Below are 26253 nucleotides of genomic sequence, written 5' to 3'. Positions count from 1 at the left end.
ATAAGAGGGGAATTCAACTAAAATATAATCCAAATGAGCAGTGCAAGATGGCGAAAGGAAGCAGATGATTCATGCCTGCATGAAATCAGCTACTTGCTTTTGGCAGATTATAGGGCGAATGCCCTTAGCCGGGGAAGCCAAAGGCTTCCCCGGCTAGCACTGCGGAGTAGTGAGCATCAAAACAGTAGCCTAACAAATTTTTTTCAAGAAAAGAGAACAACCATGGTAAAAAGTATGACAGGCTTCGGCCGGTGCGAGGTATCAGAGGGCGATCGGAAAATGACCGTGGAAATGAAATCCGTGAACCACAGATATCTGGATGTGGCCATCAAGATGCCGAAAAAGCTGAATTATTTTGAATCGGCGATTCGCAGTCTCCTGAAGACGTACATGCAGAGGGGTAAGGTAGATATTTTCATTACCTACGAGGATTTGTCAGAGAACAATGTGGCGCTGCGTTATAATAAAGAGATTGCGGCGGAATATCTGAAGTACCTGAATCAGATGGCAGAGGAGTTCGGACTGGAGCAGGATGTGAAGGTGGGAGCCCTGTCCCGTTATCCCGAGGTGCTGGTGATGGAAGAGGTACAGGACGACGAGGAGGAGCTCTGGAAGATGCTTGAGCAGGCTCTGAAGGGCGCCTGCGAGCAGTTCGTGGAGACCCGTGTCAAAGAGGGTGAGAACCTGAAGCGGGATCTTTTAGGAAAGCTTGACGAACTGCTGGCCCATGTGGATTATGTGGAGGAGCGTTCTCCGCAGATCGTGGCCGAGTACCGGACAAAGCTGGAGGATAAGGTAAAAGAGCTTCTGGCAGACACCCAGATCGAGGAAAGCCGCATTGCTTCGGAAGTAACCATTTTCGCGGATAAAATCTGTGTGGATGAAGAGATTGTGCGTCTCCGCAGCCACATCGAGCATACCAGAGCCACTCTGGAGGAAAAGGACAGCGTGGGGCGGAAGCTGGATTTCATTGCTCAGGAGATGAACCGTGAAGCAAATACGATCCTTTCCAAGGCCAACGATCTGGAGATATCCAATCACGCTATTGAACTGAAGACCGGCATCGAGAAGGTGCGGGAGCAGATTCAGAATATCGAGTAAGGGGAACAGCATGAACAGAAAAGGAATCTTGCTGGTGGTATCCGGTTTCTCAGGCGCGGGAAAAGGAACCCTGATGAAGGAACTGCTCAGCCGATATGACAATTACGCCCTTTCTATCTCGGCCACTACCCGGAATCCCCGGGAGGGAGAGGTAGACGGAAGGGAGTATTTCTTCCGGACCAGGGAAGAATTTGAAAAAATGATAGCGGAGGACGCGCTGATTGAACACGCCTGCTATGTGGGCAATTACTACGGCACTCCGAGAGCCTATGTGGAGGAGCAGCTGTCTCTGGGAAAAGATGTGATTCTGGAGATCGAGATACAGGGAGCCCTGCAGATCAAGAAGCGTTTCCCGGATACCTTGCTGCTGTTCGTATCGCCGCCGGATGCAGCCACTCTGAAGAACCGTCTGGTGGGACGGGGCACGGAGACCATGGAGGTCATCGAGAACCGCCTGGCCCGGGCCACAGAGGAAGCCAATGGCATCGAGCAGTACGATTATTTTATTATCAACGACGACCTGGACGCCTGCGTCCGTCAGGTCCATGAGATCATCCAGGGTGAGCACAGCCGGGTATTCCGGAGCCTGGAGCTGATCACGGAAATCAGAAGCGAATTGAAAACATTTCAGAAAGGATAAGGTGAGATTATGTTACATCCCTCATACACAGATTTAATGAAAGTCGTAAACAGCGAGGTAGAGGAGGGCGAAACTCCGGTCGTAAACAGCCGTTATTCTATCGTGCTGGCCACCTCCAGACGTGCCCGCCAGATCATCGCAGGCGAGGAGCCGCTGGTAGACGGCAAAGGTAAGAAGCCTCTGTCCATCGCTATCCAGGAGCTGGAGAAAGGCCTGATCAAGATCATGCCGGAGAGCGAGGAAACTTCCGACGAGCAGGATGCGGAGAGAGCAGTTCTTCACGCGGATCACTATAATGAAGAGATGGCAGAGCTGAGAGCTGAGGAAGCAGAGACCGAAGAAGCAAAAGCTGAAGAGGAAGCCGCAGCTGACGGCGAGGAGTAATTCCGCTTATTTACAGAAACATACAGAATACCACAGGGAGACAGATTACCGATGTCGAACTGTGGTATTTTTGATGTAATAGGAAATTCCGATGGAATTCCCTATTACATCAAAACATTATCGCACTGCGGCGGAGAGATAGTATGTCGCTTCTAATATAAAATTTTATAGAAAGCCCCTGCGGGATATTGACAACGGTGGCGGAAAGGATAAAATATAGGCTGTAAAAAGCTCCGGCACCAAATACCAGAGAGAGTAGAAAGAGGGGTACGTCATGAAACATGTCAGAAAGCTGCTTGCAGTTCTGCTTGCATGCTGCCTAACAGTTCCGACAGTGAAAACGGTATACGCGGAAGAGACGGCAGAGGAGACCATACAGACGGAGAAGCCTGTACAGTCGGAGATAGCAGAAACTACAGGTAAAGAAAGCACAACGGAAGAAACGAAAGAAGAAAAAGAAGATGTCACAGAAGAAACGGCAGAGTCCGGTGGCACCGTTTCCGACGAGAAGCAGGAAGCTTCCGAAGAACCCACCGGGGAGATAAAGCCCGAGGAGAAAGCAGAAGCACAGAGCCGGGAGCTGACAGGTTCCGCAGAGGCTACGGTGGCGATGCAGAATGATGGCTCTGCGGTAGCGGAAGTGGATGGCCAGAGCTATCCGTCACTGCAGGATGCTGTGGATGCAGCTGCTGGCGGACAGACTGTCAAGGTAACAGCGGATGTGGATCTGACCCAAACAGTTGTTGTCGAAGGTAAGAAGCTGACATTGGATCTGAATGGAAAAAAATTATATAATTCAAAGGATATCTGGGATGGCAGACCAAATGACTGGTCTCTGGTTTCCGTAAGGGAAAACGGCGATCTGACCATTACCGGCGAAGGTACACTGGCAACCAAAGAGAATGATTGTTACGGTGTCGATCTGCAGGACGTCACAGCGAAATGTACGATCGAGAGCGGCACTTATATTGGTAATATCCATGCTGTATATGTGCAGAGCGGAGCGCTGACAGTAAAAGGCGGAAATTATTCGATTCAGCAGTTATACCCGGATGCCTCTCTGTCATACGAGTTTGTTTTGAATTGCTATGACGCAAATCACGCAAATGGTACTGCAACGATTACTGTTTCCGGTGGAACCTTTGAAAAATTCAATCCCGGAAATAACAACGCAGAGGGGAAAGGCAATTCCTTCCTGGCAGAGGGCTATAAGGCAGTACAGAATGGCGACAGTTATGAGGTCGTTGAGCTCAAAGTAGCGGAGATCAATGGAACCATCTATTCGTCCCTGCTGAAAGCTATGGAAGCAGCAAAGTCCGGCGATACTATTAAGATGCTGGAGGATGAGGATTTAACAGAGATTCTGACTGTAGACGCATCTAAGAAGGTAACGCTTGATTTAGCTGGTCATACAGTAAAAACCTTGGAAAGTACAGATAAGGACACTTTGATTGTAAAGGGTGAACTGACGATCAAAGATACAGTTGGTAGCGGAAAACTCCAGAGTAAATGTGCTATTGAGGCCAATGGTGCGGCAGCCAAGATTACAGTAGAGAGCAGTATAATTGAAGTTACTGGCGATTATGGCTTTTATGCAAAAGAAGGCGGTACAGTAGTCATAAATGGTGGTAATATCACATCTTATTATGCAGTTTTGAGCGGTAATAACACGACTGGAGATATGAATTTTACAGTGAATGGCGGTACATTAACTGCTAAATATGGACCGGCCATCTATATGCCGGGACCGGTTTCTTTGAATGTGACAGGAGGAACCCTGAACGGTGGCATTTCTCTCCGTATGGGTAAGGTTCGTATTTCCGGTGGAACCATCAATGCGATTACTGCAAATATCGATTCGCCGACGGAGTACTATCACTACAGCGGTAATGCCTGGCTGCCGGATGCCCTTTATGTATTCGGCGGAACTTATACCTCAGATACAGGAAGCAATGCTCTGGATCTGGAGATCACAGGCGGAACTCTGAATTGCGCAAACGGTCAGGGCAGCGCGGTAGCTATCTACGATCTGGGCGCGGTAGAGCAGAGTATGACTGTAAAGATTTCCGGCGATGCTGGTCTGTCAACGAATGCGACAGGAAGAAAGGCATATCAGGTACTCGGAAAAGCAGAGGTAGATCCGAATGATGAAAACCAACATCATGCAAATTTCTGGAAGGATTCTTATACAGGAAAAGTGGACAGCCAGCTTTCCGGCGGTTATTACAGCCATGAAGCAGAGCAGAAATACATTGTATCCGGAAAGGTATGCAGTAAGGGTTCTTATGCAGTAAACGGACGGATCTACTCATATACCATTGGGGCACCGGAGAAAGCGGTGGTAGTTACGGTTCCGGGTACGAATGTGGGAACTGTATCAGATAAGGTAACAGATAAGACCACGGCAGAGACCATTGCGAACCAGGTAGAGCTTGCAGGGGATGCGGCTCTGACTGCGGCAGCGGCTCCCATTCGGGACAATCTGGCAAGCAAAGATAGTACGGTACATACATCGAAAGCAGCGTTGGAAGAGCAGAATCATATAACTCTTGCGAACGATGCGGAAATCACCACAAGCGTAGAACCGTATCTGGAAACAACCGTAACCGGTATTACAAAGACAGATACCGAAAAGCGGATCGAGCTGGATATTAAAATGTACTATAATATCAAAGCAACAGCGGTGGACAGTACCCATGGTAAGATGACAGCGACAGTGGCTGAAAAACAGCTGATGCCGGATACCAATGTGATCGGAAAAGAACTGAAGATCAGCGTGAAGATCCCGAAGGGGATTTTCAGCGAAACTGACGCTATTTTTGTAAAGCATACCAAGGAAGACGGATCCGTGTACAACCATGAAGCCACATTGACCACAGCTGCCACCGGAGAGGCAGAAGATACGCTGACCTTCGTAAACAAGTATGGCTTCAGCAGCTTTGTGATTGGAACAGACACACGTTCCGCCACAGTAAAATATGAAGATGGCACAGCGGCAGGTACAACAGTTTCCTATGGTCCGGGTGATGTGGGTATCAAGGGGCTGCCGGCAGGACCGGCAAAGTCCGGCTACACATTCAAGGGATGGAGCCTGGTTACTCCGGGCGGAACCGTTCTGGGAACCCATAGCGGTAAACTGACAGATGCTCTTCTCACACGGCTGGCAGAGGTAACAGGAACCATCATCGCAAAGCCGGTATACGAAGAGATTAAGAGCAACACAGACACCACCACAGGAAGCAGCAATTCCGGAAGCACAAAGAAGCATCATTCCTCCGGTTCTTCCAAGACTGCAACCACAGTCAAAGCAGCAAAGACAGGCGATGAGTCAAATATCTGGCTGCCCGCAGGCATGCTGGCAGTGGCAGTTCTGGGACTGGGATGCTGCATGGCATACAGAAAAAAGAAACGCGAAAAAGCAGAATAAACAGACAGATTTTTTCTTGGGATTGTGATGATTTCTTCCAGAGTACACAAAAACACAAATAAGTTGTACAAATCAGTAATGCCGTTGACACTCCGGTCGGTCCTTGCTAAGATAGGGCTAACGAATAAGAAAAGCGGCACTTCCGGGAGAAAGGGCCGCGGTTGTGGTGTCTGAAGGATATTTCAAACGATATTTCAATCAGGAGGGAATCAACATGAATATTATCAAAGTAAAGAATTACGAAGAGATGAGCAGAATGGCTGCACACATCCTGGCTGCACAGGTTATCGGAAAGCCGGACAGCGTACTGGGTCTGGCGACTGGCTCCACGCCCATCGGTATCTATGACTGCCTGGCTGAGTGGTGCAAGAATGGAGAGGTAGACTTCTCCAAGGCAGCTACCGTGAATCTTGATGAATACAGAGGACTGGATCATTCTAACGACCAGAGCTACTATTATTTCATGAATAAGCATCTGTTCAGCAGAATCAATATCGATCCGAGCCGTACCAACGTACCGGACGGAACCGAGCCGGATCCGGTCAAGGAGAGCAAGCGCTATGAAGCGCTGATCAAGGAGCTGGGCGGTATCGACATCCAGCTGCTGGGTATCGGTCATGACGGACATATCGGATTCAACGAGCCGAACAGCATCTTCGATAAGGAGACTCACTGTGTAGATCTGACTGAGATGACCATCGAGGCAAACAAGCGCTTCTTCGAGTCCATCGACGATGTGCCGAGACAGGCTTATACCATGGGAATCGGAACTATCATGTCCGCAAGAAAGATTCTGATGGTAGTAACAGGCGAGGATAAGGCAGACATCGTAGCAAAAGCATTCTACGGTGAGGTAACCCCGGAGGTTCCGGCGTCCATCATTCAGTTCCATCCAGATGTGACCGTAATCTGCGACGAGGCAGCACTTTCCAAGTGCCCGAGATAAGGGAAAGAAACAGGTAAAAGCAAGAGATAAAAAATGGGATTGCCGCAGGGCAGTCCCATTTTTTATGGAATAGGAAATTCCGATAGAATTCCCTATTCCATAAAAGCAAGCAGAGCTTGCAAAGATGCGCACTCGGCGCAGTGGTAGATGGTTGCCAAGGCAACCGCGCCTCGGCGCGAGAATGTGCCAACGGCACATTCTTTTTTATGAAGAAGGCTGTTTCAGACAAACCGATTACTTTCCGGCTCATAGACATAATCAATGGAACCGAGGGAAGCCTCCAGAAAACTGCGCTCCACCCCTTCGGACTGACACAGCTCGTCCAGGGACGGATAGCGATCCCGCAGCTGTGTGTTGACCCAGCTCAGAAGAATCATGGGATCCTTGGGTATCATAAAATCACCTCCTGTAAATTTGTATCATAAGACATGGCGCAGAAACTTGCAAGCCTTATTTTTTTCTGGTACACTGAACAAAGACAGTCTGATAAAGGAGAAGATAAGATGGAAGAAGAGAAGAAAAAAGTGCAGAAGCTGACCATGAAGGTTCTGCTGGTGCTTACGGCAGTCATTGTCGCCTATATTATTTACGCGTTGGTGACGAAGTCCCTGAACATCGTTATTTTTGAGGTGCTGTTGGCCCTCTTTGTGGTGATTTATCTGGTGATGTCCGATATTATCGAGCCCTGGAAGCTGGGGCTGTTCAGGGAGATGACCATCGGACGCAGAGACGGTTTTGTGAAAATGATGGCCATGGACGTGATCGGCGCGGGAGCTCTGCTCTACTGGATTCTGGGTATGAGCTCAGAGGGTGGCGGAGAAGTGCTGCTGCCTTTGCTGGTGTACTTCCTGACTGCCCAGATGAAGCGGAAATTCCGAGTGGAGTTCGAGGGCGGAGAAATGGAGGCTGAGACGGAAGAAACCGGAGAAGAGAAGCCGGAAGAGAAGAAGGACGAAGAAGAAAAGTAGGACCGGGAGCAGAAGTACGGCGGATATGAGAGATATCAGACAGAAGAGGGCGGGCACATAAGCCCGCTCTGTCTGCATATATTTACAGTAAAAGCATACAGGGAGACGGCTGTGGACGGCAGATGGAACAGAAGACGGCTTACAGGAGTCCTTGTGCTGTTATGGATATTGGGAATGACGGGAGTCTTTGGGCAGCGGGGACTGATGGGCAGCGTGCAGGAAGCGTATCAGGCCGCAGAGGCAGAGGTTTCGATACAAACTGATACCAAAGAGAGCCGTCGGCTGGCCCTGACCTTCGACGACGGCCCCCATCCCTATTACACAGAGCTCTTGCTGGACGGACTGGCGGAGCGCCGGGTGAAGGCTACTTTTTTCCTGCTGGGAGCCAATATCGAGGGTCGGGAGGACGTGGTGAAGCGGATGGCGGAGGAAGGCCACCTTATCGGCAATCATACCTATTACCACGTGGATATCAACTCTCTGACTGAGGCGGAGGCCTGCCGGGAAATCACTGAGACAGGGAGACTGATCGCGGAGATCACCGGTCAGCCGGTGGAATATATCCGGCCGCCTTACGGAAACTGGAATAAGAGCCTGGAATGTGATGTGATCATGTTACCTGTATTCTGGTCATTGGATACCCTGGACTGGAAGCTGAAAAATACAGAGCAGATCGTGAAAAAGGTTCTGGGCGAGGTGGAAGAAAACGACGTGATTCTCATGCACGATTCCTATGCCACCAGCGTGGAGGCGGCCCTTCGCATCGTGGATGAGCTGAAGGCTCAGGGCTATGAATTTGTCACGGTGGAGGAACTGATTCTGGAATAAACAGGAGATAAGAACATGGATTTATTTGATTATATGCGGGAGAACACCATGGAGCAGGAAGCCCCGCTGGCCTCCCGCCTGCGTCCCCGGACTCTGGACGAGATCGTGGGACAGAAACATATTCTGGGGAAGGACAAGCTGCTTTACCGGGCTATCCGGGCCGATAAACTCAGTTCCCTGATCTTTTATGGGCCGCCGGGCACGGGAAAGACCACCATAGCCAAGGTTATCGCCCATACCACAAAGGCAGATTTCACGCAGCTGAACGCTACCGTGGCCGGAAAAAAGGATATGGAGGCCGTGGTGGCCAGGGCCAGGGATAATCGGGGCATGTACGGCAGGAAAACGATCCTGTTCGTGGACGAGATTCATCGGTTTAATAAGGGCCAGCAGGACTATCTGCTTCCCTTTGTAGAGGATGGAACCGTGATCCTTATCGGAGCCACCACAGAGAATCCCTATTTTGAGGTAAACGGGGCGCTTCTGTCCCGGTCCGTGGTCTTTGAACTTAAGCCTCTGGAAAAAGAAGATATCCGGGAACTGATCCACCGGGCCGTCAGCGATACGGAGCGGGGCATGGGGGCCTATCAGGCGGAAATCACCGAAGAGGCGGCGGACTTCCTGGCGGATATCGCCGGGGGAGATGCCCGGGCGGCTCTGAACGCTGTGGAGTTGGGTGTCCTGACCACGGAAAAATCTGAGGACGGGAAGATATATCTGACCCCGGAGGTGATGGCGGAGTGCATCCAGAAGCGTACCGTGCGCTATGATAAGACCGGGGACAATCACTACGACACCATTTCAGCCTTTATCAAAAGTATGCGGGGTTCCGATCCGGACGCGGCTGTATATTATCTGGCGAAAATGATTTATGCGGGGGAGGATGAGCGGTTCATCGCCCGGAGAATCATGATTTGCGCCTCCGAGGACGTGGGAAACGCGGATCCCATGGCGCTGACTGTGGCTGTGTCCGCAGCCCAGGCGGTGGAACGCATCGGCTTCCCGGAGGCCCAGATTATTCTGGCCCAGGCAGCCTCCTACGTGGCCTGCGCGCCTAAGAGCAATTCAGCGGTGAACGCCATTTTCAAAGCCATGGATTCCGTAAAGACCAGGCGCACCAGCGTGCCGCCTCATCTGCAGGACGCCCATTACCACGGGGCGGGGAAGCTGGGCCACGGCATCGGCTACAAGTACGCCCATGATTATCCCAATCATTATGTGGAGCAGCAGTATCTGCCTGACGAGGTGCTGGGGGAGAAGTTCTACGAGCCCTCGGACAATGGCTATGAAAAGCAGATTCAGGAATATTTCCGGAAAATAAAACATCCCGGCGGGGAAGAATGATTCCACGCCGGGATAAGAAATTGGTACAACTAAGAATTCGGATAACAGGACCTACAGGGTCTCCGGCTCCGGATAGTCCACGCCGAAAGTCTCTACGGTGACGGACTTCATCACCTGGGGCTTCATGGGGCGATCCCGGAAGTCTGTGTGGGTCTTTGCGATCTTATCGACCACGTCCAGACCTTCGGTAACCTTTCCGAAAGCCGCGTAAGCGCCGTCCAGATGGGGAGAGGTCTTGTGCATGATGAAGAACTGGGATCCTGCGGAGTCAGGGTGCATGGCTCTGGCCATGGAGAGAACGCCGGGGGTGTGAGCCAGATCATTGGTTACGCCGTTTTGCGCGAACTCGCCTTTGATGGAATATCCCGGGCCACCGGTGCCCAGTCCGTCCGGGCAGCCGCCCTGGATCATAAAACCATTGATAACCCGATGGAAGATCAGGCCGTTGTAGAAGCCCTTTTTCACCAGGCTAATGAAGTTATTTACGGTATTCGGAGCGATCTCCGGATAAAGCTCGGCTTTGATGATGTCGCCGTTTTCCATTTCGATGGTAACGATTGGATTCTGTGCCATAGTATAATCTCCTTTTCCTGCGCGCGTTCCTGCGCGCATCGTATGGAATCTATTTTAACGGAAAAGGAAGAAGACGTAAAGGAGTTTTTATGCTGAAGGGACTGATTCTGGAAGTGACCGGCGGGGGACTTCTGAAAGAAAATTTGAACCGGGACGGACTGCCCTGGCGGGAAACGGTAGGCGGTACGGCGGCGGAACTTAGGAGAGCCGCGGGGGAGCTGGCTGCACAGCCCAGGGAGCTTCTGTGCCTGGTGGAGACGGACAGACAGGAGAAAATCGCGCTGGAGGGCGGATTTTTCTGCATCGGCTACCTGAATCCGCAGCTTCCGGACGAAAGATTGAGCGGCTGTAAGATCCTTCTGGAGGGCTTCCAAGAGGTGGACGCCCCCTTTCTTCGGAATGTCCATACCAGGGCTCTGGGGCTGCCGGTGCAGATCGCGGAGACAGAACATCTTCTGATCCGGGAAATGACCCTTTCGGATCTGGAAGAGGTCAACGAGCTGTACCGGAGAAACGGGTCCTTTCAGATAGAAGAAGCGGAAGAGACCCGGGGACTTACGCCTCAGGAGGAAGAAGAGAAGGTCCGTGCTTATATCGACTATATGTACGGACTCTACCAGTTCGGCATGTGGGTGGTCATTGAGAAGAACAGCGGCAGACTTATCGGAAGGGCTGGTTTTGGCATCGCTGATTATCTGGACTTTTCCGAGGTGGATCTGGGGTATCTCATGGACAGGGACTATCGGAGAAGAGGATACGCGGAGGAGGCCTGCAGGGCTGTTCTGGCCTATGGGACCCGGACCCTGGAGTTTGAGCAGGTGGCCGCTTACGTGGAGGAAGAGAACCAGAAGTCCCAGCGTCTTCTGGAGAAGCTGGGGTTTGACAGAGAACGGATTTTTCGTTATCATGAAAAAAAACTGTATCGATATATTTGGAAAAATAAGGGAGAAACAGATGCTTGATATAAAAAAAAGGCGGAAACTGTGCGGAGGGATTCTGTTCCTTCTTCTGGTAGTATTTCCGCTGATTTGTTTTCCGATGGTGAGCGCGGAACTGAAGTTTGCGAGGGCAGTGAGGGAATACCAGGTGGAAAAGCTGGTTACCTTTACCTATTCCGGTGGAAAAACCACCTCCTGCTATGTGGCCTCCGAGGGAAGAGCCGATGAGGGAATGGGGTATGTATTTCTGCCTTCCTATGCAGATCTCACATCTCTGAAGGTGGGAACCCTGGCAGATCGGGTCGTCTTTGAAAGCGGGGATGGGGAGACTGTTACCGTAAAGCGGAATCAGACGGGAACCACAGCCTTTCGGGAAAATGTGGTCTACGATCTGAAGCTTCTGGACAGAGGCGGCAAGGAAAAACTGATGATGCAGGTGACGTTCCTGAAGTCAGGCAACCTTCCCACGGTCTACGTGAATACGGACAGCGGAAGCATGGAGTATCTGGACGAGGACAAGGATCGGAAAGAAGAGGGAACCATCGAGATCCTGGATCAGAATGGAAGGACCCTTCTGGTGGACAGCCTGAAGACCGTTTCCGCCCGGGGCAATCAGACCTTTACCTTTGAAAAGAAGTCCTATCATATCCGCATGTCCTCAGCTGCAGATCTCTTCGGTATGGGAAAATCAGACAGTTGGATTCTTCTGAGCAATGTATACGATCCCTCCTATATCCGCAATAAGCTGGCCTACGACATGGCCATTCAGGCGGGCATGGAGGGCAGTACAGAGTCTGTCTATGTGGATGTGTATTTTAATGGCAGATATAATGGTATGTACATGCTCTGCGAGAAGATCGAGCTGGGTGAGAACCGGCTGGAACTTCAGGATCTGGAAAAGCAGAATAAGAGGCTGAATGGAAATCTGGACGAGGCATATCGATATATTACGGAGAATGAGAAGCAAAAAGGCGTGGATCTGGCGGTGAATCCCGAGGATATCACAGGAGGGTATCTGATAGAGCATGATTATTCCCAGAAGTACGCGGCGGAGATCAGCGGTTTCGTGACCGACGGGGGAGAGCAGTATGTGATCAAGAGTCCCCTGCACGCTTCCCGACAGGAGATAGCGTATATCTCAGGCATCATGCAGGATATCGAGGACGCCATCAAGGCGGAGGATGGCCGAAGCCCTTCCACCGGAAAGCACTTTACGGAATACATCGACCTGGATTCCTGGGCGGACAAGTATATCGTGGAGGAAATCAGCCGAAATAACGCAGGCGGACTGACCAGCTCTTTCTTTTATAAGGACAGTGATTCCGTGGATTCCAAGATCTACGGCGGACCGGTCTGGGATTTTGACAAAGCCTTCGGCCGGGTGGGCGGCTATAACCGGAACACCCGGAATATCAGCTATATGATGCTCCACAGCGGTCGGAGCACCCGTTGGTTCTACTATCTCTGCCATCAGCCGGAGTTCATGGAGGCAGTCCGGAAGGAGTACGCGGAGAAGTTCTCAGACTATCTGGAAACTATGGCGGAGAAGAAGGTCAGCGAGTATGCGGACACCATCCGGGAGTCCTCGGTACTGGATATTCAGCGCTTTCTGCCTATTTATCAAGAGCATGACGAGGTGGTGGGCTGTGAGGACAAGCAGGAGTATATCCAGCAGTTCCTGAAGGAACGGAAAACCTTTTTGGACGAGGTCTGGATAGGTGAAGCAGAGACAAAAGAGGTGCGGTTCCTGAACCTGGAGGGAGAGCTGATTTATGCTATTTCCGTGGTGAAGGGTGAGCCCATCGGGTACTTGCCAAACGAGGTGGACAGCTCCTGGGCCAGCGGCTGGGTGCTGGAGGGGACGGACGAACGTATTGACGAGCTGACGTCCATCACAGAGGATATCACCGTGACCCCTGTGTGGGACGAGTAGGAGCAGTCGGGAAAAGGCGGCAGTACAGAGGCGGAATCCGATGGAGCTTCGCCTGAAAGCAGAAAGGTATGGAAGATGCAGAATTTATATGAAGAGATAAAAGAAGGAAAGAATATCCGGCAGAATCTGTCCGCCATGCGGGCGTTGCTGCGGGATAGGGCAGAGGGAAGAGCAGCCGGACTGTGGTTGGATGAGAGGTTCGAGGAGGAGCCGGGAGTACTGCTTTCCCTGCTTCAGTCGGAGGACGCAAAGACACGAAAAAATGTGGCCCTGGTACTGGGCTGTCTGGGTACGGATGTGTGTCGGGATGCGCTCTTTGAAGCCTATGGGAAGGAAGACCAGCGCTTTGTAAAGAGCGCTTATCTGACAGCCCTGCAGGGCTGCGACTGCGAGGAACGGCTGGAGACTTTAAAGAAGCGGAGACAGGAGCTTTTGAGCGAGACCCGCACGGCGGAAAATGAAAAGCATCTGCGGGAAGAACTGGAAGCTTTAAATGGTCTGCTTTCCGAATATGAGGTTGCGAAAAAACGGCGCTTTACAGGAATGGAAGAACCGGTGGATGTGATTCTGACCACCTGGAAGGAGTACCGGGAGCTGACAGCCCGGCAGATTACAAAGGGACAGGTGAGCCTGATGGGATCCGGCATGCGGGTACGGGGAGGAGAGCTGACAGAGCTTCTGGGAATCCGCACCTGGAGAGAGCTGCTGTTCTGTCTGGATATTGACGAAGTATCCGGAGATGAAGCCGCGCGGGAGCTTGGCGCTTCGAATCTTCTGGCGCTTCTGAAGCTTCACTGCGGAGGCGGAGCGCCATGGCGCTTCCGGATCGAGTGCCGCAGCAGGATGACCCTGGAGGAGCGCAGCCGGTTCACGAAAAAGCTGGCGGACGGCCTCATGCGGGAGACTGACGGTGCCCTTTTGAACGATACCTCCGATTATGAAGTGGAGCTTCGGCTGATTCAGAAAAAGTCGGGAGGCTATCTGCCTTTGCTGAAGATCGGAGCCCTGCCGGATCGAAGATTCACATACCGGAAGCAGAGCATCGCCGCATCCATGCAGCCGGCCCTGGCGGCGGTCCTGGTGGAGCTGGCAAAGCCCTATCTGAAGAAAGATGCTCGAGTGTTGGATCCCTTCTGCGGGACGGGAACCCTGCTTCTGGAGCGGAACTACGCCGTTCATGCGGACACCCTCTACGGCGTGGATCTCTTTGGCCCCGCCATCCGAGGGGCACGGGAAAACGCGGGAATCGCAGGCGTACCGGCTCACTTTATTAATAAGGATCTCAGGGACTTCCAACATGAATACAAGTTCGATGAGATCATCACAGACATGCCCACAGAGGGAAAGAACCGGACGTCCCACGACGTGGACAGTTTGTACCGGGCCCTGTATGAGCAGGCAGCGGAGCTTTTGAACCCCGGGTCCATGATTCTGGCCTATGTCCATGACAGAGGCTACGCCAAGCGCCGGATCCGGGAAATCCCGGGCATGAAGCTGGAGCAGGAATGGCGGATCAGTGAGAAAGAGGATACCTGGTTTCTGGCAGTCCGCTATGGAGGCTGAGAAAAGCATGGAGAGCAAGCAAAGATACGGGAAAATGAGAGATAGGAAACGGAGCTATGGAAAACAGAAGCAGGGGAAAGCCGTGAGGGCGGCAGGCGTTTTTTTGCTGACGGCGGTTCTTCTGGCAGGCTGTGGACAGCCGCAGGCCGGGGCGACGGAAGAAACGCCGGATGCGGTTCAAAGGGTTCAGAATGAAACTGGCCCCCTGCGTATGGGCCTGATTCTGACCAGCCGGGATGATCCGGAAAATCAGGAGACAGAGGCGGCTTTCCAGAGCCTGGCCCAGGAACTGGGCGCAGAGCTTCTGGTAGAAACCCCGGACGTGACGGCCTCCGACGCCGGGGAGGCCCGAGCCCTGGAGGCGGGCACCTTCATTCTCTGCGATGTGGACGCAATCGAATACCAGATGCTGGCCACGGACGCCCTGGTAGCCGAAGGGGTCTCTGTCATTGCCATCCATCCGAACCACGCGGAAGCGCTGGAAAGCGTCCTCTCCGCCGCCCGCGGGGTAGGAATTTACGTGGCAGCCTTCGCGGATCCGGTAACCGACGCAAGCGCTGACGCCTGCGTCGGGACGGCGGTGGAAGCAGCTGAACTCATAAAAAACACGTTCACGGCATCCAAATAAAGTAAACTATTCAAGATTCAGTTTCCGGGTCATAAAATAATAGGTCAGCGGATAAGCCACTCCCATCGTAATAGCCGCCATCAAAGCGGCCATGGCGCAGCCCAACCAGAATACCGTCGTAGATAGATTCGAATAATAAAAAATAAAGGTTCCCAGCGAAATTCCAGCAGTATCTCCGGAAGTAACCACCCCCGCAAGAGTCTGCAGAATAGTTCCCAGCAGATTCCGAAGAACGGTAGCCCCCACGTAGACGCCCACAGACGACAGCACCTTGTGACTGTTAAAGCTGTGACCGATGGCAATAGACATATCGATCACCAGCAGACTGGCCAGCGTACTGAGAATAAAAAGCGGTATATACACTGCGATGGCCGTCCCCATGGAAATCCCAAAAGTTTCCCGGAAGCTGGACAGGAGATCCGGAAGCGCTGTAAAGATTTCTCTGATGAAATCCGGGTTCACAAACATGGTGAACACGGAGAGGATAATCAGAGCCGTGTCAATGGTCAGCCAGATGGCAGCTACGATAAGTTTACTCCAGATATGGGCGTGGGCCGATACCGGAAGGGTGTGCATCAGATAGCCTTCATCCGTAAACAGGTTCTTCCGGGGGCGCAGAATCGAGAGATAAATCATGGAAGTGAGCCCCACAGCCATCAAAGCGACGATATAAAAGAGCATCAGGGACATATTGGCGAGATTCAGCCAGACATTATCTCCGGTCAGTACGGGATACTGTTTTAAAGCCAGCTGTATGTAAAAGCGTCCGATAATCGTAATGGCAATGAGCCCCAGATGCAGCGGGATCATCAGCCGGTTCACAGACTTGAATTCATGTTTGATCAGTTTTCTTAACATCTGAATACCTCCCTGAATAATGCGTCTACGGACTTGCCTTCCTGCTCCCGGATGGCATCCACGGAAGCGTGCAGGCGGATATGGCCGTTCTGAATGAAGATTACGTCGTCCAGTACATTTTCGATATCGGAAATGAGGTGAGTGGAGATCAGAACCGACGCATGTTCATTATAATTGGAAATGATGGTCTGTAGGATATAGTCCCGGGCTGCCGGATCCACGCCGCCGATGGGTTCGTCCAGACAGTAGAGGTCTGCGTCCCGGCTCATGACCATGATAAGCTGTACCTTCTCTTTCGTGCCCTTGGACATGGCGGACAGGCGGGCCTTGGGGTCGATGCCTAAGTGCTGCAGCATATCCTCGGCGCGGACGCGGCTGAAATCTGCGTAAAAGTCACAGAAGAAGTTCAGAATGTCCGTTACCTTCATCCAGCTGTTGAAATACGTCCGCTCAGGCAGATAGGACACGACCTTTTTCGTCTCCGGACCCGGCTCCATGCCATTGATATAGAGATGGCCGAAGGTGGGGGAGAGCAGGCCGTTGATCAGTTTAATGAGAGTGGTCTTGCCGCTGCCGTTGGGACCCAGAAGACCGATGATGCGTCCCCGGGGAATGATCAGGTTGATGCTGTCCAGGGCGGTCTTGGAACCGTACTGTTTGGTCAGATCAACACATGTCAAGAGTTCATTCATTTATATTTCCTCCTTTATTTCCTGTGTAAGAAGACGGATGATGTCTTCTTTCTGAAAGCCCAGCTGCTTCATATGGGTCAGGAAGAGCTGAATCTGCTCCTTGGCCAGATGTTCTTTCAGTTCCTTCATAATATTCGTATCCTCCGTGATGAACCGGCCGCTGGTGCGCTGGACATAGACCAGGCCGCTGCGCTCCAGTTCGGTCAGGGCTTTTTGCATGGTGTTTGGATTGACGGCTGCTTCGGCGGCCAGTTCCCGCACAGATGGGAGTCTCTCGCCCGGTTTGTAGGTACCTGCGATGATTCTGGCTTTGATGAGGTCTTCCAGCTGCAGGTAGATGGGGCGGGAGTCGTCAAGGGTCCATGGCATGGAATCACGCTCCTTTCTAAGTAATAAATTGTATTATTTAATTAATACAATAATGCGGATATAGAAAAATGTCAAGGGGGAAATAGAGGATTCAGAAAGTTTTAAGAATTATTTGATGGTGATCATCATACGTTTGGACAGGGCCAGAAGATGGGGAAGCTCCTGTACCTGATCGTCTACCAGGGCGATTCCCACGTCTGCTCTTTTCAGGGCGGGTTTCCTCCAGCATTTATGAAAGTTCACAGAAAATACTTGACTTGAAGTAAGGTTTAATGTTTACAATAAAAAAAGACGGGGAGTCATCCCATGTAACCAACAGGAAAACGGGAAGGATAAGGAGGAGTAACCATGACAGAAAAGAAGAGGCCCGGAACGGGAGGAGAGCATTATATTCCCTATGAGGAGCGTACCGGCGGCGAGTCCACGGTATATTTTACCAGCGACCTGTCCGCGGATGGACTGCACAGGATTTTTGGAAAGGTAAAGGGAAACCTGACCGGAAAGGTGGCTGTAAAGCTGCACACCGGAGAGAAGCACGGCCCGAATATCATTCCCCGGCCCTGGGTGGAGGCCCTGATAAAAAATGATATTCCCGATGGAAATATCGTGGAGACCAATACCTATTATGAAGGCGACCGCTACACCACAGAGGCGCACCGGGAGACCCTGAAGGTCAACGGCTGGACCTTTTGCCCGGTGGACATCATGGACGAGGAGGGCACTGAGCTCTTTCCTGTTCAGGGAGGCAAGTGGTTCACAGATATGTCCGTGGGAGATCATCTGAAGAACTACGATTCCTTTGTGGCCCTGACCCATTTCAAGGGACATACCATGGGCGGCTTCGGCGGCTCCAATAAAAATATCGGAATCGGCTGCGCGGACGGTCGTATTGGGAAAAAGTGGATTCACACCGTGAAGGGATCCGGCAACCAGTGGAGCATCGCCGAGGAAGAACTGATGGAGCGTATGACCGAGTCCACCAAGTCCGTATTCGATCACTTCGGAGATAAGATCGTATATATCAATGTCCTTCGGAACATGTCCGTATCCTGCGACTGCGAGGGCGTGGCTGCGGAGCCGGTGGTGACCCCGAATATCGGTATCGTGGCTTCCACAGATATCCTGGCAGTGGATCAGGCTTCCGTAGACCTGGTATACGCCCTGAATGAGCATGACCATCACGCCCTGGTTGAGCGTATGGAGACCCGTCACGGCCTGCGCCAGCTGACCTACATGAAGGAGCTGGGCATGGGAAATGACCGTTACCGTCTGCTGGACATCGACGCGGATGATAAGGAAATCAGTGTGAAGGACGCGGTGAAGGATGTAAAACCTTTCCATGCGGAGTAGACGAAAAAACTTGAATTTATTGAAATTTCCGGATTCCGGATGGCATACAAACCATCCGGAACCAGGGGATTATTTTATGGAATAGGAAATTCCGATAGAATTCCCTATTCCATAAAAATATCCCGCTCAAACTTCCGTGCAAACAGATGGGGTTGGGCCAGCAGCATGTCCCGGTCGGTTTCCTGAAAGGTCCGGGGACTGTTGCCGTTGCCGCCCTCCCAGTCCACATAGCGCAGATTTGCCATGGAGCCGGTGCGCCCCTCTTCGTCGTAGATATGGGGACGGAAGGGGGAGTTCACAGCCAGGGTCTGTAAAAAAAGCTCGTCCGCGCAGACCGAACGACGGAAATGAGCCTGAATCCAGTCCTCCTGCTGAAGCACATACTGGGCGAAATTGTCCGTGATGCTGAACCAGTTAGGCCCCTTTCGGACAGAAAAGGTTTCTTTTTTCAGTCGGTTCACATGGAGAAGCCGCTGAATCAGAGTCAGCAGATGATCCAGAGGCTCCGCTAAGGGAAAGCGGCTCTCCCGGAAAAAGTGCCACAGGGAGATGCGTTCTGTCACAGAGACGGGAACAGGAAGGCTGTCAAAGGCCAGAAACTCCTTGCCGGACCAGGTATCAAAGAAGGTATGAATCTGCTCCTGGCTTTTCAGGGGAAGATCAGAGCCGGACAGCAGATGGTAGTAGAGATAATGCTCCCGGGAAGCGGCCCTGAGCAAAGTGAGTTCCGCGGCGATCTGGCTGTAGCCGCCCCAGTGGACACGCAGGCGATCCGTCAGAAACAGCCGGGAGGAGGAAAGAAGATTTGTGAACTCCCCGGGGTGAAAGTCTGAGGCAGCTGCGTCCACATGAAGATAAATATCGTTTCGGGGATCGTCCAGACGCAGCAGGAGATCCTTTAAAAAGTCAAAATGGTTATGGGCCATAATCAGATAGGCGTGTCTGTTCATAAAAATACTCCATCAAATTCAAGTCAGCCGGACAGAACAGGCGCACCCGTCTCCGGTCTTATCCAGTGTAGCATAAAAACAGAAAAAAAGATACGCCGGTTTAATCATTTTGGGAAAGATATCCGAGATAGGAAAGAAGCCGATCCTTTCCGGCCGGGGAAAGATTACAGTATCCGTCCAGAAGCTGCTTCTGATCCGGGGACAGATCCGTAGAGGAACGGTCGAAAAACTGGGCGATGGAAATATCGCAGGCAGAACAGATTTTATCAATGGTCTCCACCCGGGGTTCTGTATTCTTCCGGAGCATGGAATTCAGCGTGGACAGAGAAATGCCGGACTTTACGGCCAGGCGGTAGGGATTGAAATCATTTTTCTCCATCAGTTCTCTGATGCGTCTGATACAAAAGTTTTCTTCGTACATGAAAGCAGCTCCGGGATTTCTTATAGTTGTTTTTATTTTAATATAGAGTATGGCCGAGATAAAAGAGTTATAAACCGCTGAAAAACGTAGATAAACCGTTTAAACTGTGATATAATGACGACAGAATAGGCAAACAAACCATGACAGGGGGACGAAAATGAATCGAAGACAGAAAAAGAAGAGGGGGTTTAACCGGGATTCGGTTTCGGAAGCGATCCGGCGGGACTGCAGGAGGGAGCTGGAGCAGGAATGGGAGGCCCTGCAGGGAATGGTGAAGGGACGGACCTACCCGGAGGAATTGTTTGGGCCTGATAGAAAGAATGGAGAGTCGCGTTGACAGCGGAGAAATATTAAAACCTCCGATTGTCAACCATTTTTAAAAATAAGTTGACAATCGGAAGGCGATTCTGTATACTGATTCCGAACAGAGGAGGATGTGAGAATGAGTACACAGGAAAAGACAAATCAATCCACAAAAAAACTAACCACCCATGAACTGACCCTGACCGCGCTGATGGCGGCGGTGCTCTGCATTTTGGGACCCATATCTCTGGTGATTCCCGTGAGCCCCGTGCCCATATCTCTGGGAAGCCTGGCTGTATATCTGGCCGTGACCGTGCTGGGAGCACGGCTTGGTACCTTAAGCTGCGTGATTTATCTGCTGCTGGGTTTGGCTGGCCTTCCGGTTTTTGCCGGCTATACAGGAGGAGCCCAGAAGCTTCTGGGTCCCACAGGCGGCTATCTCATCGGTTATATTTTTCTGGCAGCCATTGCAGGTGTTTTTATAGGAAGGGACGCCGGAGCAAAAGGAAAGCAGTATGCGCTGGCACTGCTTGGCATGATTCTGGGAACCGCGGTGCTGTATTTCTTCGGGACAGCCTGGCTGGCCCACACGGCAGGTATGGGCTTTTACGCGGCTCTGGGAGCGGGCGTGATTCCCTTTATTCCCGGAGATCTGGCAAAAATGATTGCGGCGGATCTTCTGGGTACTACTCTTCGGAACCGTCTGCTCCAGGCGGGACTGCTGCGGGGAAGAAAGGCCTGAAAGGGACGAAAAGCAGAATAAAAGGCAGAAAAAAAGCGGTAGGGCTGGAAAGCTCTGCCGCTTTTTTCTGCCGTTCTGTAAAGCGTTCTGTAAAAGAGAAACCCATTGACTTTTTCCTGTCAAACTGTTATATTAACAAATAGATATGGGTATGATTCCACAGTGTGCAAGATGCACAAAATAGAAAGTCAGGGAGGAATTTTTATATGGAAACTCGTCATGGAAAAAGCGTCTTTTCCGGAGTAGCGATTGGCAAGCTTTTCATTTATAAGAAAGCAAAGCAGGTCGTAGAGAAGCATACGGTCGAGGATACCGAGGCGGAAGTAGCCCGTTATATGGCAGCCAAGGAAAAGGCGAAGGAGCAGCTGGAGCTGCTGAAAGAGAAGACCATGAAGGATGTGGGAGAAGCAGAGGCTGAGATCTTTGAAGCACATCAGATGTTGCTGGAGGATCTGGACTTTGTGGAAGGCATCACAGGCATGATCGAGCAAGATAAGGTGAATGCGGAGTATGCTGTATTTGTTACCGGCGAGCAGTGCGCGGCCATCTTCATGAGTATGGATGACGACTATATGCGCGGACGTGCTGCAGACGTGAACGATATCTCCAACCGATTAATTGCCATCTTAAGCGGTACTCAGGTAAGCGCAGAGGCGATGCCGGAGCCGGTGATCATCATGGCAGAGGATTTGGCCCCCAGCGAGACTGTACAGTTTGAAAAAGATAAGATCCTGGCACTGGTTACCCAGAAGGGTTCCGCGAACTCTCATACCGCGATTCTGGCGCGTATGATGAATATTCCGTGTATCGTTACCGCAGATATCGACCTGGATCCGGAGCTGACCGGAAAGCAGGGTATCGTAGACGGCTTCACCGGCAATATTTACATTGAGCCGGATGAGGTGACCGCAGCAGTTATGGAAGAGAAGGAAGAGCGCAAACTTCTGCTCCAGAGTCTGAAGGGACTGCCCACTGTGACAAAGAGTGGAAAGCACATCCATCTGTACGCAAATATCGGAAGCGAAGAAGATGTGGATGCTGTTCTGGAGAACGACTCCGAGGGTATCGGCCTGTTCCGGAGCGAGTTCCTGTATCTGGGCCGTGACACCTATCCCACCGAGGAGGAGCAGTTCCAGGTATATAAGAACGTTATTTCCAAAATGAACGGTAAGAAAGTTATCATCCGTACCCTGGACATCGGAGCAGATAAGCAGGCGGATTACTTTAATATTCCGAAGGAAGAGAACCCGGCCATGGGCTTCCGTGCCATCCGTATCTGCCTGAACAGACCGGAAGTATTCAAGACCCAGTTGCGCGCTATTTTCCGTGCCAGCGCTTACGGTACTGCTTCCATCATGTTCCCGATGATCATTTCCGTAAAGGAAGTAAAGAAGATCAAAGAGATCGTAGAGGAAGTAAAGGAAGAGCTTCGCAAGAAGGATATCCCCTTCGGTGATGTGGAGCTTGGTATCATGGTAGAGACACCGGCAGCTGTTATGATCGCCGATATGCTGGCTCCGGAAGTAGATTTCTTCAGTATCGGAACCAACGACCTGACCCAGTACACACTGGCCATCGACCGTCAGAACCAGTCTCTGGACGATATCTATGATCCTCATCATGAGGCAGTGCTCCGTATGATTCAGAGAACCATCGAGTGTGCGCACGCACACGGCGCATGGTGCGGCATTTGTGGAGAGCTGGGAGCAGACATGGAACTGACCCGCCGCTTTATCCAGATGGGTATCGATGAGCTGTCCGTATCTCCGGTATTTACACTGGAGCTGCGTAAGAAGATTCGCGAGGCAGAATAATTCAAGCGGACAGGTTATATCACTCAGATAGTAAGCCGGGAGCAGCCCGGCTTACAGCTATAAATTATAAGAGCAAAGGAGAATACATCATGAAAGAATTTAAGTATGTAGTTATGGACGAACTGGGACTTCACGCAAGACCGGCAGGACTTCTGGTAAAGGAAGCAGCAAAGTTCAAGAGCGCGATCACTCTGGACAGCGGCGCTAAGAAGGCAGACGCTAAGAGAATCATGGCTGTTATGTCCATGGGCGTTAAGAAGGGCGTAGAAGTTACCGTTTCCATCGAGGGCGAGGACGAGGACGCAGCGTACGAGACCATCAAGAAGTTCTTCGAGGACAACCTGTAAGAAAAAGCTTTTTGGAGCGATTCAAAAAGTGTGCGGACGACGCCGCAGATTCGGTCAGACCGATCTGCGGCGTCGTTTTTATGTTATGGCAGGATTCCTTTACGGAATGACTTATGGCTTTTAAATCCGGTAAAAAGGTGGTATACTACATGACAGATGTTCATTTTTTCGATGGGCAAATATGATAGAAGAGAAACGGGAGAATACTATGACAGTAGAAGCATTACAGGCTTATGAGCTGGTGGAAAAGCGTGAGATCGCGGAACTGAACTCCACAGGCTATTATCTGAAGCATAAAAAGACCGGGGCAAAGGTATGCCTCTTATCCAATGACGATGTGAATAAGGTGTTTTACATCGGATTTCGGACCCCTGCGCCGGACGACACTGGCGTGGCCCATATTCTGGAACATTCGGTGCTCTGCGGCTCCCGGGAATTCCCAGTGAAGGATCCTTTTGTGGAGCTGGCAAAGGGTTCCCTGAATACCTTTCTGAATGCCATGACCTACCCGGATAAAACCGTATATCCCATTGCAAGCTGCAATGACAAGGATTTTCAGAACCTGATTCATGTATACATGGACGCAGTGTTCTATCCGAATATTTATCAGAAAGAAGAGATCTTCCGTCAGGAGGGCTGGCACTATGAGATGGAGACTCCGGAAAGCGAACTGACCCTGAATGGCGTGGTTTACAACGAGATGAAGGGAGCCTTTTCCTCTCCGGAGGGCGTGCTGGAGCGGGAGATCCTGAATTCCCTTTATCCGGATACCACCTATGCCAACGAGTCCGGCGGCGATCCGGAGTATATTCCGAATCTGACCTACGAACAGTTCCTGGACTTTCACAGACGTTATTATCATCCCTCCAACAGCTATATTTTCCTATATGGAGACTGCAATATGGCTGAGAAGCTCCAATGGCTGGATGAAAAGTATCTGAGCCATTACGATTATCAGGCCATTGATTCCGAGGTGGAGACTCAGTCTCCCTTCACAGAAATGCGGGAGATCGTAAAGAATTATTCCATTTCTGCTGAGGAAAGCGAAGAGGATAATACCTATTTGTCCTATAATAAGTCCGTGGGCGATACCCTGGACGCGAAGCTGTATCTGGCCATGCAGGTGTTGGAGTATGTGCTTTTGTCCGCGCCTGGCGCGCCCCTGAAGCAGGCTCTGCTGGACGCCGGCATCGGCCACGATATCATGAGCTCCTACGACAATGGAGTGAAGCAGCCCATTTTCTCCATTATCGCCAAGAATGCCAACGAGTCCCAGAAGGAGAAGTTCGTAAGGACCATCGAAGATACCTTACGGAAGCTGGCGGATGAGGGGCTGGATGAAAAGGCCCTGCGGGCGGGCATCAATTACTTTGAGTTCCGTTACCGGGAGGCAGATTTCGGAAACTATCCTGCGGGCCTCATGTACGGACTTCAGGCCTTTGACAGCTGGCTTTACAGGGATGATTCCGCATTCCTTCACCTGGAGGCGCTGGACACCTTTGCTTTCCTGAAGGCTCAGGTGACGGAGGGCTATTTTGAGGGACTGATCCGCACTTATCTGCTTCAGAATACTCACGGATCCCTGGTTACCATTCGGCCGGAAAAGGGTCTGACTGCCAGACAGGAGGAAGAGCTGAAGGAGAAGCTGGCATCCTACAAAGAGAGCTTAAGCCCTGAAGAACGCCAGCAGATCGCGGACTTTACAAAGCATCTGAAGGCATATCAGAGTGAGCCATCTCCCCAGGAGGATCTGGAGAAGATCCCCATGCTCCGCCGGGAGGACATCGAGAAGAAGGCTCAGCCCTTCCAGAATGAGGAGTACCGGGCCGGGGAGGCAGTGGTTCTCCATCATGATCTGTTTACCAATGGCATCGGCTACGTGGATCTGGTGTTCCGGGCAGGCAGCGTTCCGGTGGAGCTGATTCCCTATCTGGGTCTGTTAAAGAGCGTGCTGGGGCAGATGGATACGGAGCACTACAGCTACGGTGAGTTCTCCAACGAGCTGAATCTTCATACCGGCGGAATCTCCTGCAGCGTGGGGACCTACGACCAGGTGAAGAATCCGAAAGAATATGTGCCGGTCTTCGAGGTACGCGGCAAGGCCCTCTATGAAGAGCAGAAGACGGCCTTTGCCATGATACGGGAAATGCTGATGACCTCCAGGATCGCGGACAAAAAGCGTCTGCGGGAGATTGTGGCGGAGACCAAATCCCGGATGCAGATGGCTTTCCAGACCTCTGGCCACTCCATGGCTGCCCTGCGGGCCATGTCTTATTTCTCCTCCAGCGCAGCTTTCTCCGATATGACCGGCGGCGTGGACTTCTATCATTTTATGGAAGAGCTGGACGGACACTTTGAGGAAGGCTGGGAGGAAGCGGCGAAGAAGCTCACAGAGCTGACCCGTCAGCTCTTCCGGCCGGAGAACCTGATTGTCAGCTACACCGGAGAGAAGAAGAGCCTGGAGGGACTTCTGAAGGAAGCGGAAGGCCTGCAGAAAGCCCTTTATCCGGATACGGGAGCGCCCCAGGTGCTGCGGTCCCTGGTGCCGGAGCATAAAAACGAGGGTCTGAAGACCTCTGCCCAGATCCAGTATGTGGCCCGGGCCGGAAGCTTCCGGGAGGCGGGACTGCCCTATACGGGAGCCCTGAAGGTCCTTCGGATCATCATGAGTTATGACTATCTCTGGAACAATGTGCGTGTCAAGGGCGGAGCCTACGGTTGCATGAACAACTACACCCGGACCGGAAGCGGCTACATGGTATCCTACCGGGATCCAAATCTGGAGAAGACCAACGAGATTTTTGAAGAGAGCGTAGACTATACGAAACACTTTACCGTATCCGAGCGGGATATGACCAAGTATATCATTGGAACCATCAGCTCCATGGATACGCCCCTGAATCCCAACGCCAAGGGCATGCGTTCCTTAAGCGCCTGGATGACCGGCGTTACCGGGGAGCAGGTTCAGAGAGAGCGGGATCAGGTGCTGGGCTGCGGCTGCGAGGAGATCCGCACCCTGGCGCCTTATCTTCAGGCCATGCTGGACGGACACCATATCTGCGTCATCGGAAATGAGAAGAAGCTGGAAGAGCAGAAGACTCTGTTCGATGTGACAGAGAGCCTGTTCCACTAAA

Annotated in this window: 26 protein-coding genes; 18 read left to right on the top strand and 8 right to left on the bottom strand. The window is 51.7% G+C overall.

Annotated elements, in window-relative coordinates:
- Positions 1-222: 222 nt before the first annotated feature.
- The 5 genes from H8S44_RS06425 to nagB all read left to right on the top strand — a co-directional run bounded on the left by H8S44_RS06425 (position 223) and on the right by nagB (position 6498).
- Entirely contained in the window at positions 223-1101 is an 879-nt protein-coding gene (locus tag H8S44_RS06425) for a YicC/YloC family endoribonuclease (protein WP_186871764.1), read from the top strand.
- A 10-nt stretch (positions 1102-1111) separates the two neighbouring features.
- Entirely contained in the window at positions 1112-1741 is a 630-nt protein-coding gene (gene gmk / locus H8S44_RS06420; RefSeq protein ID WP_186871763.1) for a guanylate kinase, read from the top strand.
- A 9-nt stretch (positions 1742-1750) separates the two neighbouring features.
- A complete protein-coding gene (rpoZ, locus tag H8S44_RS06415) occupies positions 1751-2125 on the top strand; it encodes a DNA-directed RNA polymerase subunit omega (RefSeq protein ID WP_186871762.1) in 375 nt (124 codons plus the stop codon).
- 274 nt (positions 2126-2399) lie between these two features.
- Entirely contained in the window at positions 2400-5552 is a 3153-nt protein-coding gene (locus H8S44_RS06410) for an LPXTG cell wall anchor domain-containing protein (protein ID WP_186871761.1), read from the top strand.
- 214 nt (positions 5553-5766) lie between these two features.
- Positions 5767-6498 (top strand): glucosamine-6-phosphate deaminase, encoded by a 732-nt coding sequence (gene nagB, locus H8S44_RS06405; protein WP_186871760.1) that lies wholly within the window; start codon positions 5767-5769, stop codon positions 6496-6498.
- Positions 6499-6719: 221 nt separating this feature from the next.
- Here the strand turns inward: nagB and H8S44_RS06400 are convergent, their stop codons facing one another.
- Entirely contained in the window at positions 6720-6893 is a 174-nt protein-coding gene (locus H8S44_RS06400) for a DUF4250 domain-containing protein (protein ID WP_186871759.1), read from the bottom strand.
- A 108-nt stretch (positions 6894-7001) separates the two neighbouring features.
- Here H8S44_RS06400 and H8S44_RS06395 point away from each other — a divergent pair, with 108 nt between their 5' ends.
- The 3 genes from H8S44_RS06395 to H8S44_RS06385 all read left to right on the top strand — a co-directional run bounded on the left by H8S44_RS06395 (position 7002) and on the right by H8S44_RS06385 (position 9638).
- Positions 7002-7466: a hypothetical protein gene (locus tag H8S44_RS06395; protein ID WP_186871758.1), complete on the top strand. Its 465-nt coding sequence runs from the start codon at positions 7002-7004 to the stop codon at positions 7464-7466.
- A gap of 111 nt (positions 7467-7577) precedes the next feature.
- Positions 7578-8294: a polysaccharide deacetylase family protein gene (locus tag H8S44_RS06390; protein WP_330593404.1), complete on the top strand. Its 717-nt coding sequence runs from the start codon at positions 7578-7580 to the stop codon at positions 8292-8294.
- A 15-nt stretch (positions 8295-8309) separates the two neighbouring features.
- Positions 8310-9638, top strand: a complete 1329-nt coding sequence (locus H8S44_RS06385; RefSeq protein ID WP_186871757.1) for a replication-associated recombination protein A — start codon at positions 8310-8312, stop codon at positions 9636-9638.
- A 51-nt stretch (positions 9639-9689) separates the two neighbouring features.
- Here H8S44_RS06385 and H8S44_RS06380 read toward each other — a convergent pair whose 3' ends face one another.
- Complete coding sequence (locus H8S44_RS06380) at positions 9690-10211, bottom strand: peptidylprolyl isomerase (RefSeq protein ID WP_186871756.1); 522 nt, start codon at positions 10209-10211, stop codon at positions 9690-9692.
- Positions 10212-10300: 89 nt separating this feature from the next.
- Between H8S44_RS06380 and H8S44_RS06375 the strand changes: the two genes are divergently transcribed.
- From H8S44_RS06375 to H8S44_RS06360, 4 genes are all read left to right on the top strand, one after another.
- Positions 10301-11173 carry a GNAT family N-acetyltransferase gene (locus H8S44_RS06375; protein WP_186871755.1) on the top strand — a complete coding sequence of 291 codons (873 nt, stop codon included), beginning with the start codon at positions 10301-10303 and terminating at the stop codon, positions 11171-11173.
- Entirely contained in the window at positions 11166-13082 is a 1917-nt protein-coding gene (locus H8S44_RS06370) for a CotH kinase family protein (protein ID WP_186871754.1), read from the top strand. Before H8S44_RS06375 ends, H8S44_RS06370 begins: the two co-directional genes overlap by 8 nt.
- Before the next feature lie 75 nt (positions 13083-13157).
- Positions 13158-14645, top strand: a complete 1488-nt coding sequence (locus H8S44_RS06365) for a TRM11 family SAM-dependent methyltransferase (RefSeq protein WP_186871753.1) — start codon at positions 13158-13160, stop codon at positions 14643-14645.
- 34 nt (positions 14646-14679) lie between these two features.
- On the top strand, positions 14680-15273 hold the full coding sequence (locus H8S44_RS06360) for a type 1 periplasmic-binding domain-containing protein (protein ID WP_186871752.1): 594 nt from the start codon (positions 14680-14682) through the stop codon (positions 15271-15273).
- A gap of 6 nt (positions 15274-15279) precedes the next feature.
- Here the strand turns inward: H8S44_RS06360 and H8S44_RS06355 are convergent, their stop codons facing one another.
- The 4 genes from H8S44_RS06355 to H8S44_RS16585 all read right to left on the bottom strand — a co-directional run bounded on the left by H8S44_RS06355 (position 15280) and on the right by H8S44_RS16585 (position 17435).
- Positions 15280-16131 carry a hypothetical protein gene (locus H8S44_RS06355; protein WP_186871751.1) on the bottom strand — a complete coding sequence of 284 codons (852 nt, stop codon included), beginning with the start codon at positions 16129-16131 and terminating at the stop codon, positions 15280-15282.
- Positions 16125-16823, bottom strand: coding sequence for an ABC transporter ATP-binding protein (locus H8S44_RS06350; RefSeq protein WP_186871750.1), 699 nt, complete (start codon positions 16821-16823; stop codon positions 16125-16127). Before H8S44_RS06350 ends, H8S44_RS06355 begins: the two co-directional genes overlap by 7 nt.
- Positions 16824-17192, bottom strand: a complete 369-nt coding sequence (locus tag H8S44_RS06345) for a GntR family transcriptional regulator (protein ID WP_186871749.1) — start codon at positions 17190-17192, stop codon at positions 16824-16826.
- A gap of 108 nt (positions 17193-17300) precedes the next feature.
- Positions 17301-17435: a hypothetical protein gene (locus H8S44_RS16585; RefSeq protein WP_279288084.1), complete on the bottom strand. Its 135-nt coding sequence runs from the start codon at positions 17433-17435 to the stop codon at positions 17301-17303.
- Positions 17436-17540: 105 nt separating this feature from the next.
- Between H8S44_RS16585 and H8S44_RS06335 the strand changes: the two genes are divergently transcribed.
- Entirely contained in the window at positions 17541-18542 is a 1002-nt protein-coding gene (locus tag H8S44_RS06335; RefSeq protein ID WP_186871748.1) for a DUF362 domain-containing protein, read from the top strand.
- Between the two features lie 104 nt (positions 18543-18646).
- Here the strand turns inward: H8S44_RS06335 and H8S44_RS06330 are convergent, their stop codons facing one another.
- Both H8S44_RS06330 and H8S44_RS06325 read right to left on the bottom strand, forming a co-directional pair.
- Entirely contained in the window at positions 18647-19492 is an 846-nt protein-coding gene (locus tag H8S44_RS06330; RefSeq protein WP_186871747.1) for a beta-1,6-N-acetylglucosaminyltransferase, read from the bottom strand.
- Between the two features lie 100 nt (positions 19493-19592).
- A complete protein-coding gene (locus H8S44_RS06325) occupies positions 19593-19913 on the bottom strand; it encodes a helix-turn-helix domain-containing protein (protein WP_186871746.1) in 321 nt (106 codons plus the stop codon).
- A gap of 157 nt (positions 19914-20070) precedes the next feature.
- Between H8S44_RS06325 and H8S44_RS06320 the strand changes: the two genes are divergently transcribed.
- The 5 genes from H8S44_RS06320 to H8S44_RS06300 all read left to right on the top strand — a co-directional run bounded on the left by H8S44_RS06320 (position 20071) and on the right by H8S44_RS06300 (position 26252).
- Complete coding sequence (locus H8S44_RS06320; protein ID WP_186871745.1) at positions 20071-20250, top strand: hypothetical protein; 180 nt, start codon at positions 20071-20073, stop codon at positions 20248-20250.
- 105 nt (positions 20251-20355) lie between these two features.
- Complete coding sequence (locus tag H8S44_RS06315) at positions 20356-20958, top strand: biotin transporter BioY (RefSeq protein ID WP_186871744.1); 603 nt, start codon at positions 20356-20358, stop codon at positions 20956-20958.
- A gap of 206 nt (positions 20959-21164) precedes the next feature.
- Positions 21165-22772 carry a phosphoenolpyruvate--protein phosphotransferase gene (gene ptsP / locus H8S44_RS06310; RefSeq protein ID WP_186871743.1) on the top strand — a complete coding sequence of 536 codons (1608 nt, stop codon included), beginning with the start codon at positions 21165-21167 and terminating at the stop codon, positions 22770-22772.
- A gap of 89 nt (positions 22773-22861) precedes the next feature.
- Positions 22862-23119: an HPr family phosphocarrier protein gene (locus tag H8S44_RS06305; RefSeq protein WP_186871742.1), complete on the top strand. Its 258-nt coding sequence runs from the start codon at positions 22862-22864 to the stop codon at positions 23117-23119.
- 208 nt (positions 23120-23327) lie between these two features.
- Positions 23328-26252: an insulinase family protein gene (locus tag H8S44_RS06300; RefSeq protein ID WP_186871741.1), complete on the top strand. Its 2925-nt coding sequence runs from the start codon at positions 23328-23330 to the stop codon at positions 26250-26252.
- Position 26253 lies beyond the last annotated feature (1 nt).

Source organism: Anaerosacchariphilus hominis (assembly GCF_014290175.1).
GTDB lineage: Bacteria > Bacillota > Clostridia > Lachnospirales > Lachnospiraceae > Laedolimicola > Laedolimicola hominis.
Note: the sequence above shows the minus strand (reverse complement) of the source record. Positions and strands in the feature narration are given on the sequence as shown.

Bases quoted from the DNA above. Each gene is read 5' to 3' on its own strand.
- H8S44_RS06425 (WP_186871764.1), top strand. From the start codon at position 223: ATGGTAAAAAGTATGACAGGCTTCGGCCGGTGCGAGGTATCAGAGGGC.
- gmk (WP_186871763.1), top strand. From the start codon at position 1,112: ATGAACAGAAAAGGAATCTTGCTGGTGGTATCCGGTTTCTCAGGCGCG.
- rpoZ (WP_186871762.1), top strand. From the start codon at position 1,751: ATGTTACATCCCTCATACACAGATTTAATGAAAGTCGTAAACAGCGAG.
- H8S44_RS06410 (WP_186871761.1), top strand. From the start codon at position 2,400: ATGAAACATGTCAGAAAGCTGCTTGCAGTTCTGCTTGCATGCTGCCTA.
- nagB (WP_186871760.1), top strand. From the start codon at position 5,767: ATGAATATTATCAAAGTAAAGAATTACGAAGAGATGAGCAGAATGGCT.
- H8S44_RS06400 (WP_186871759.1), bottom strand. From the start codon at position 6,893: ATGATACCCAAGGATCCCATGATTCTTCTGAGCTGGGTCAACACACAG.
- H8S44_RS06395 (WP_186871758.1), top strand. From the start codon at position 7,002: ATGGAAGAAGAGAAGAAAAAAGTGCAGAAGCTGACCATGAAGGTTCTG.
- H8S44_RS06385 (WP_186871757.1), top strand. From the start codon at position 8,310: ATGGATTTATTTGATTATATGCGGGAGAACACCATGGAGCAGGAAGCC.
- H8S44_RS06380 (WP_186871756.1), bottom strand. From the start codon at position 10,211: ATGGCACAGAATCCAATCGTTACCATCGAAATGGAAAACGGCGACATC.
- H8S44_RS06375 (WP_186871755.1), top strand. From the start codon at position 10,301: ATGCTGAAGGGACTGATTCTGGAAGTGACCGGCGGGGGACTTCTGAAA.
- H8S44_RS06370 (WP_186871754.1), top strand. From the start codon at position 11,166: ATGCTTGATATAAAAAAAAGGCGGAAACTGTGCGGAGGGATTCTGTTC.
- H8S44_RS06365 (WP_186871753.1), top strand. From the start codon at position 13,158: ATGCAGAATTTATATGAAGAGATAAAAGAAGGAAAGAATATCCGGCAG.
- H8S44_RS06360 (WP_186871752.1), top strand. From the start codon at position 14,680: ATGAGAGATAGGAAACGGAGCTATGGAAAACAGAAGCAGGGGAAAGCC.
- H8S44_RS06355 (WP_186871751.1), bottom strand. From the start codon at position 16,131: ATGTTAAGAAAACTGATCAAACATGAATTCAAGTCTGTGAACCGGCTG.
- H8S44_RS06350 (WP_186871750.1), bottom strand. From the start codon at position 16,823: ATGAATGAACTCTTGACATGTGTTGATCTGACCAAACAGTACGGTTCC.
- H8S44_RS06345 (WP_186871749.1), bottom strand. From the start codon at position 17,192: ATGCCATGGACCCTTGACGACTCCCGCCCCATCTACCTGCAGCTGGAA.
- H8S44_RS06335 (WP_186871748.1), top strand. From the start codon at position 17,541: ATGACAGAAAAGAAGAGGCCCGGAACGGGAGGAGAGCATTATATTCCC.
- H8S44_RS06330 (WP_186871747.1), bottom strand. From the start codon at position 19,492: ATGAACAGACACGCCTATCTGATTATGGCCCATAACCATTTTGACTTT.
- H8S44_RS06325 (WP_186871746.1), bottom strand. From the start codon at position 19,913: ATGTACGAAGAAAACTTTTGTATCAGACGCATCAGAGAACTGATGGAG.
- H8S44_RS06320 (WP_186871745.1), top strand. From the start codon at position 20,071: ATGAATCGAAGACAGAAAAAGAAGAGGGGGTTTAACCGGGATTCGGTT.
- H8S44_RS06315 (WP_186871744.1), top strand. From the start codon at position 20,356: ATGAGTACACAGGAAAAGACAAATCAATCCACAAAAAAACTAACCACC.
- ptsP (WP_186871743.1), top strand. From the start codon at position 21,165: ATGGAAACTCGTCATGGAAAAAGCGTCTTTTCCGGAGTAGCGATTGGC.
- H8S44_RS06305 (WP_186871742.1), top strand. From the start codon at position 22,862: ATGAAAGAATTTAAGTATGTAGTTATGGACGAACTGGGACTTCACGCA.
- H8S44_RS06300 (WP_186871741.1), top strand. From the start codon at position 23,328: ATGACAGTAGAAGCATTACAGGCTTATGAGCTGGTGGAAAAGCGTGAG.